Origin of the sequence: Sulfurovum sp. bin170 (genome assembly GCF_010892395.1) — a bacterium.
In the GTDB taxonomy this organism is placed as follows: Bacteria; Campylobacterota; Campylobacteria; order Campylobacterales; family Sulfurovaceae; genus UBA1140.
Map to the genome: position 1 here is coordinate 1 of NZ_JAACKB010000157.1, position 5,929 is coordinate 5,929.

6 protein-coding genes are annotated in these 5,929 nt (G+C 39.0%); 3 read left to right on the forward strand and 3 right to left on the reverse strand.

The window, feature by feature from the left end; genetic code table 11:
- Window positions 1-504, reverse strand: a 504-nt coding sequence (gene plsY, locus GSY74_RS03695; RefSeq protein WP_164663759.1) for a glycerol-3-phosphate 1-O-acyltransferase PlsY, incomplete at its 3' end; no start/stop codon positions are given.
- A gap of 72 nt (window positions 505-576) precedes the next feature.
- Here plsY and nadA point away from each other — a divergent pair.
- From nadA to GSY74_RS03710, 3 genes are all read left to right on the forward strand, one after another.
- On the forward strand, window positions 577-1,575 hold the full coding sequence (gene nadA / locus GSY74_RS03700; RefSeq protein ID WP_164663760.1) for a quinolinate synthase NadA: 999 nt from the start codon (window positions 577-579) through the stop codon (window positions 1,573-1,575).
- Entirely contained in the window at window positions 1,576-2,400 is an 825-nt protein-coding gene (nadC, locus tag GSY74_RS03705) for a carboxylating nicotinate-nucleotide diphosphorylase (protein WP_164663761.1), read from the forward strand.
- Window positions 2,401-2,498: 98 nt separating this feature from the next.
- Complete coding sequence (locus tag GSY74_RS03710) at window positions 2,499-3,905, forward strand: M23 family metallopeptidase (RefSeq protein WP_164663762.1); 1,407 nt, start codon at window positions 2,499-2,501, stop codon at window positions 3,903-3,905.
- A gap of 69 nt (window positions 3,906-3,974) precedes the next feature.
- Here the strand turns inward: GSY74_RS03710 and groL are convergent, their stop codons facing one another.
- A complete protein-coding gene (gene groL, locus GSY74_RS03715) occupies window positions 3,975-5,615 on the reverse strand; it encodes a chaperonin GroEL (RefSeq protein WP_164663763.1) in 1,641 nt (546 codons plus the stop codon).
- The gene (locus tag GSY74_RS03720) at window positions 5,615-5,842 is read right to left on the reverse strand and encodes a co-chaperone GroES (protein WP_164663764.1); all 228 of its coding nucleotides are present in this window, start codon (window positions 5,840-5,842) and stop codon (window positions 5,615-5,617) included. The genes groL and GSY74_RS03720 overlap by 1 nt, the downstream gene beginning before the upstream one ends.
- Between the last annotated feature and the right edge of the window lie 87 nt (window positions 5,843-5,929).

Consider the following 5,929-nt stretch of genomic DNA (forward strand, 5'->3'; position numbering starts at 1 on the left):
CATATCAGGATGAATTATATATGATGATATAAGCAACGCGGTTAGACCGATAAGAGATGATAACGAAGAGATTTTAAGAACCTTACTAGAAATAACCCACACAACTATAGCAATAAGTGACTCAACAGGAAGCATAACAAGTAGCACACCAAATCCAGTAGCTACACCTTTGCCACCCTCAAACCCTAGAAATGGACTAAAGCAATGTCCCACAACTGACAACACAGCTAGTGTCCAGAGTACACTATCATCTGCACCCAAAGCCATTGCCACAAATATAACAATCATCCCTTTCGTAGCATCCAAAGCAAAAGTAATAATAGTAAGCTTTTTTGCTAAATGAGGGGCTTTCTCTTTGAGAACTCTAAGCACATTAGTTGCTCCAATATTTCCACTTCCCTCTTTTCGCACATCGACATCAGCAAAAACTTTTGCCAAGATAAATCCAAATGGTATAGCTGCGATAAGATAGGCACTTAGGTATAGTATTATATTTAAATCCATAGTATTCTCCATTTTTTATCGCAATTTTAACTAAAAATATGCTATTTTCTGCTTTTAAATTAAAGGTATCATATGAGCATAGACTATAAAGCAGAAATAGAGAGACTAAAAGCAAAGCTTCCCGTAACCGTTGTTGGACATTTTTATCAGAGAGATGAAGTTTTTGAGATGGCAGACATCACAGGTGATAGCTTGGAGTTGGCAAGAAAATGTAAAATTGATAAGAACCCTTGGGTTGTTTTTTGTGGGGTTGGTTTTATGGGACAAAGTGTAAAGGTTATAGCTCCCCAAAAAAGAGTGCTAATGCCCAAAATCGCCTGTTGTGCAATGGCAAGGATGATAGATGCCTCTTATTTTGATGACTCTGTTCAATATATGGTAGAGAGAGGTATCCCAAAGGAGAATATCCTACCTATCACTTACATTAATAGTGATGCAACAGTCAAAGCCAAAGTGGGTGAGATGGGTGGTTTGGTTTGTACCTCTTCCAATGCCTATAAGATTATCGAAAAAGGGCTAGAGAGTGGTAAGAAGATTCTTTTTGTTCCAGATAGATGTTTAGGACAGAACTTTGCAAACTCAATGGGTCTAAAGTCATGTATCATAGGCGAGGGGGAGTGTGACCCAAAAGAGGCTGATGTTATCTGTTTCAATGGTTTCTGCTCTGTTCACCAGCTCTTTACTCTTGATGATATAGAGTTCTATCGCAATAGATATCCAGACATATTGATAGCGGTTCATCCAGAGTGTGACCCTGCCATCGTAGAGGCTTCTGATTTTGCAGGTTCTACCTCTCAACTTATCGAATTCGTAGCAGAGCTTGACCCAGAGCAAAAGGTGGCTGTAGGGACAGAGTACAACTTGGTAAATCGTATGCGTCCAGGTGGGAATACTTTTGTACTCTCCTCAACCAAACCAGAGTGTCCTACCATGAATGAGACTACGATAGAAGATCTGTATTTGACTTTGAAATCTATAGAAGATGGGCAACCGATTAATGAGATTGTGGTGAATGAGCATACGATTAAGTATGCCAATTTGGCTTTAGAGAGAATGTTGGCGATTAAGTAGATGTTAAAAGATAAATTTATAGAAGCGATGGTAGCAGAAGATGTAGGTCGTGGCGATCTCTTTTCGCGTATCTCTAAGTCTAAGGAGGTTCGAGCCTATATTATTGCCAAGAGTGATGGAGTCTTTGCAGGTCGAGAGTATATTGATACATTGGCAAAGATGTATGATTTAAAATTGGATTGGCAGGTTGAGGATGGAACCTCTTTTAAAATAGGAGAGAAGCTTCTTTTTGTCTCTGGTGACTCCAAATATATACTTTCACTAGAGCGTTCTATTTTAGATATAGCACTTCATGCTAGTTCTATTGCCACATTGACAGAGAAGTTTGTCAAAAAAATAGAGCCTTATGGTGTGAAGCTTTTGGATACTCGAAAAACTAGACCTCTGCTTAGAGAGTTTGAGAAGTATGCGGTGCGTTGTGGTGGTGGGATTAACCATCGTATGGGTTTGGATGACTGTTTGATGTTAAAAGATACGCATCTCAAAACAATTGATAATCTAAATCTATTTATGAAAGAGGTTCGGCAGAAGATTCCTTTTACTTCCAAAGTAGAGATAGAGTGTGAGAGCTTAGAGATGGTTAGAGATGCGATGGAAGCAGGGGCTGATATTGTGATGTGTGATAACATGACCAATGAAGCTATAGTAGAAGTGGTCGCGTTTAGAGATGCTTCCTTTCCTAATATTTTGCTTGAAGCTAGTGGAAATGTATCATTGGAGACTGTTGAAGAGATTGCAAAGACAGGGGTAGATGCCATCTCTTCTGGTGCATTGATTCATCAAGCCAACTGGATAGACCTCTCTATGAAGATGGAAAAGAGCTAGATATTCAATATTTTAAAACTAACCGTGTTAATCAAGAGGTTCTTGATGTTCTATCCGATATGATTGCATATTAATTATAAAAAAATGGGATCAATACAATGAGACGAAAAAGAAGAACATATAGTAGTGGTGGAAGCTCTAAAAGTGCATGGATTATAATGTTGGGATTGTCCGTTGGTGCAGGTGCTTATATATTTACCAGTCCTGCCTTTGAGAGAGAGCAACCTGTTATTGAGACAAAAGAGAATATCTATTGGAATAGACGAGACCCACTTGAGATAACAGTTGTAGATAATTTAGCTATTAAATCATATGATGTTAAAATCTCTGATGGACAAAACTCTGTTATTCTAGCCAATGAGTTAATACTAGAACCAGATCAAAAGAGTAGAGTGATAAAAGTTGAGTACCCTAAAAAACCAGTTAAAGGTGTTAGGCTAAATCCAAAATCAAACTCTTTTAAATTAACAGTAACAGTAACAGATAGAAGCAACTGGGGCTTTTTTCAAGGTAATACAGTTACCAAAGATATCTTTGTAGAGATAGATTATAAACAACCTGATGTAAACATTTTATCTAACTCATACTCTATTACGCAAGGTGGTTCAGGGCTGGTTGTCTTTCAAGTAAAAGATGAGTCGCTAAAAGAGTTCTATCTGGAAGCCGAAGGGAAAAGATTTGAGGTAACTCCTTATAAAAAAGATGGATATTATGCTGCATTGGTAGCTTGGCCTTTTAAACAAGAGAACTTTTCAGCAAGAATTATTGCAGAAGATATGGCAGAGAATAAAAGAGTAGTAAATGTACCATTTTATACTAAAACTAGGAACTATAAAGTCTCTTGGATTAAAGCTAGAGACAACTTTATAGATGGGAAAATATCTGATTTGGCAAATGCTGACCCTCAATATGCTCTAGTAACAGATAGAGTTGCGAAATTAAAGATTATCAATGAAGATATGAGAATAGTAAATGAGAAACTTATCCATACTCTATCTGAAAAAGTTTCAAAGGAGATGTTACATTCATGGAAGATAAAGCCATTTTATCCTCTAAAAAACGCAGCAAAAGTTGCAAGTTATGGGGATGAGAGACACTATTATTATGGAGAGAAGAGTAATGAGGTTTCTCAATCTTATCATGTTGGATTAGATATGGCAAGCACGAAGATGGCTCAGATACTCACATCCAATGATGGAAGAGTTGTATATAGTAACTACAATGGTATATATGGTAACATGCCTATGGTAGACCATGGATTGGGACTCTTTACAATATATGGACACTGCTCAAATATTTTGGTACAAGAGGGTGAAGATGTAGTAGCAGGCGCTCCTATTGCACAGACAGGAGTATCTGGTTTGGCTCTTGGTGACCACTTGCATTTTGGTGTTTTGGTTCAAGGTATAGAGGTTCGTCCTGAAGAGTGGATGGACAAGAAGTGGATTCGTGACAATGTTGATAAAATCTTCAAAGAGGCAGATAAGATAATTGATGGTAAATAGTATTTTTACCAATTTGTAGGGGCAGAGCCAAGTCTCTGCCCTTTGTATAGTAAGTGTAGAGTAAAAACTCTACATCCCCATCCCAGGCATACCACCCATTCCTGACATATCAGGCATAGCAGGCATTGCACTTGGCTCCTCTTTGACATCAGAAACCGTAGCCTCTGTAGTAAGAAGAAGAGACGATACAGAAGTTGCATTGATTAGAGCAACTCTTGCCACTTTAAGTGGGTCTATGATTCCCGCTTCAAGCATATCAACATACTCACCTGTAGCAGCGTTAAATCCAAGATTAGCATCATCATTGCTCATAACTTTGTCCACAACAACACCTGCATCATAACCAGCGTTTTGTGCAATCTGTTTCATAGGTGCAGAGATAGCTCTTAGAATAATCTCAGAACCAACAAGCTCATCATCTTTAAGGTCAAGTGATACTTTTGCACCTGCCTTAATCAACGCAGCACCACCACCGATAACGATACCCTCATCAACAGCTGCTTTGGTAGCACTTAGTGCATCATCAACTCTATCTTTTTTCTCTTTCATCTCAGTCTCTGTAGCCGCACCAACTTTGATAACTGCAACACCACCAGAGAGTTTTGCAAGACGCTCTTGAAGCTTCTCTTTGTCATACTCGCTAGTAGTAGTCTCCATCTGATTTTTGATTTCATTTACTCTAGCTGCAACATTTGCAGGGTCACCTTTTCCATCAACGATAACGGTATTGTCTTTGTCGATAACAACTTTTGCACATTGACCAAGTTCTGCTAGTGTAGCTTTTTCAAGCGTAAGACCAAGCTCATCAGTGATAAGTGTAGCACCTGTCAAGATAGAGATGTCATTTAACATAGCCTTTTTTCTGTCACCAAACCCAGGGGCTTTAACGGCTGTGATATTTAGAACACCTTTTAGTTTGTTTAGAACCAAAGTAGCAAGAGCTTCACCCTCCAAATCATCAGCAATGATTACTAGTGGTCTGCCTGTCTGTTGAATCTGTTCTAAAACAGGAACCAAATCTTTTAAAGAAGTGATTTTAGCATCTGTAAGCAGAAGTAGAGGGTTCTCTAGCTCACAAGTCATCTTCTCAGGATTAGTTACAAAATATGGAGATAGGTAACCACGGTCAAACTGCATACCCTCAACAACCTCTAGCTCATCATCAATACCTTTTGCCTCTTCGACAGTGATAACACCATCTTTTCCAACTCTCTCCATAGCTTCAGCAATAAGCTCACCAATAGCCACATCAGAGTTCGCAGAAATTGTAGCCACTTGTGCTATCTCTTTTTTGTCTTTTACCTCTTGGCTAGTAGCTTTTAGCTCTTCTATAATCGCTCTACAAGCTTTGTCCATACCTCTTTTTACTTCAATCGGATTAGCTCCTGCTGTGATATTTCGCAGACCCTCTTTGAAGATAGAGTGAGCCAAAATAGTAGCCGTGGTTGTACCATCACCCGCCTCATCAGCAGTATTCGAAGCCACCTCTTTTACCAGTTGAGCACCCATGTTCTCCAACGAATCACTAAGCTCAATCTCTCTTGCCACTGAAACGCCATCTTTTGTGATGTGTGGAGCTCCAAATGATTTTTGGATAAGAACATTACGCCCTCTTGGTCCCATTGTTACCTTGACTGCATCAGCTAGTTTTGTTACACCTGCAAACAGTCCACTTCTCGCCGTGTCTGAAAAAAATATCTCTTTTGCCATTATCTCATTACTCCTAAAATATTTTTGCTACTCATAATAAGATACTCTGTACCATCTATCGTAATCTCTGTTCCACCAAATTTTGGAAACACTACTTTGTCTCCCTCTTTAATCCCTGCTTTAACTGCTTTTTTACCCAAAGCAATAACCTTACCCTCTAGTGGCTTCTCTTTTGCCGAATCTGGGATAATAAGCCCAGACGCAGTTGTGTTTGTTTCAAACAGCATGTGAAGTGTATCGATATATGCACCTGCTACTGAAGCATTACACCAATTGACGAGCACCCCCATTTGGGGCCCCTAACTCTAAAACAG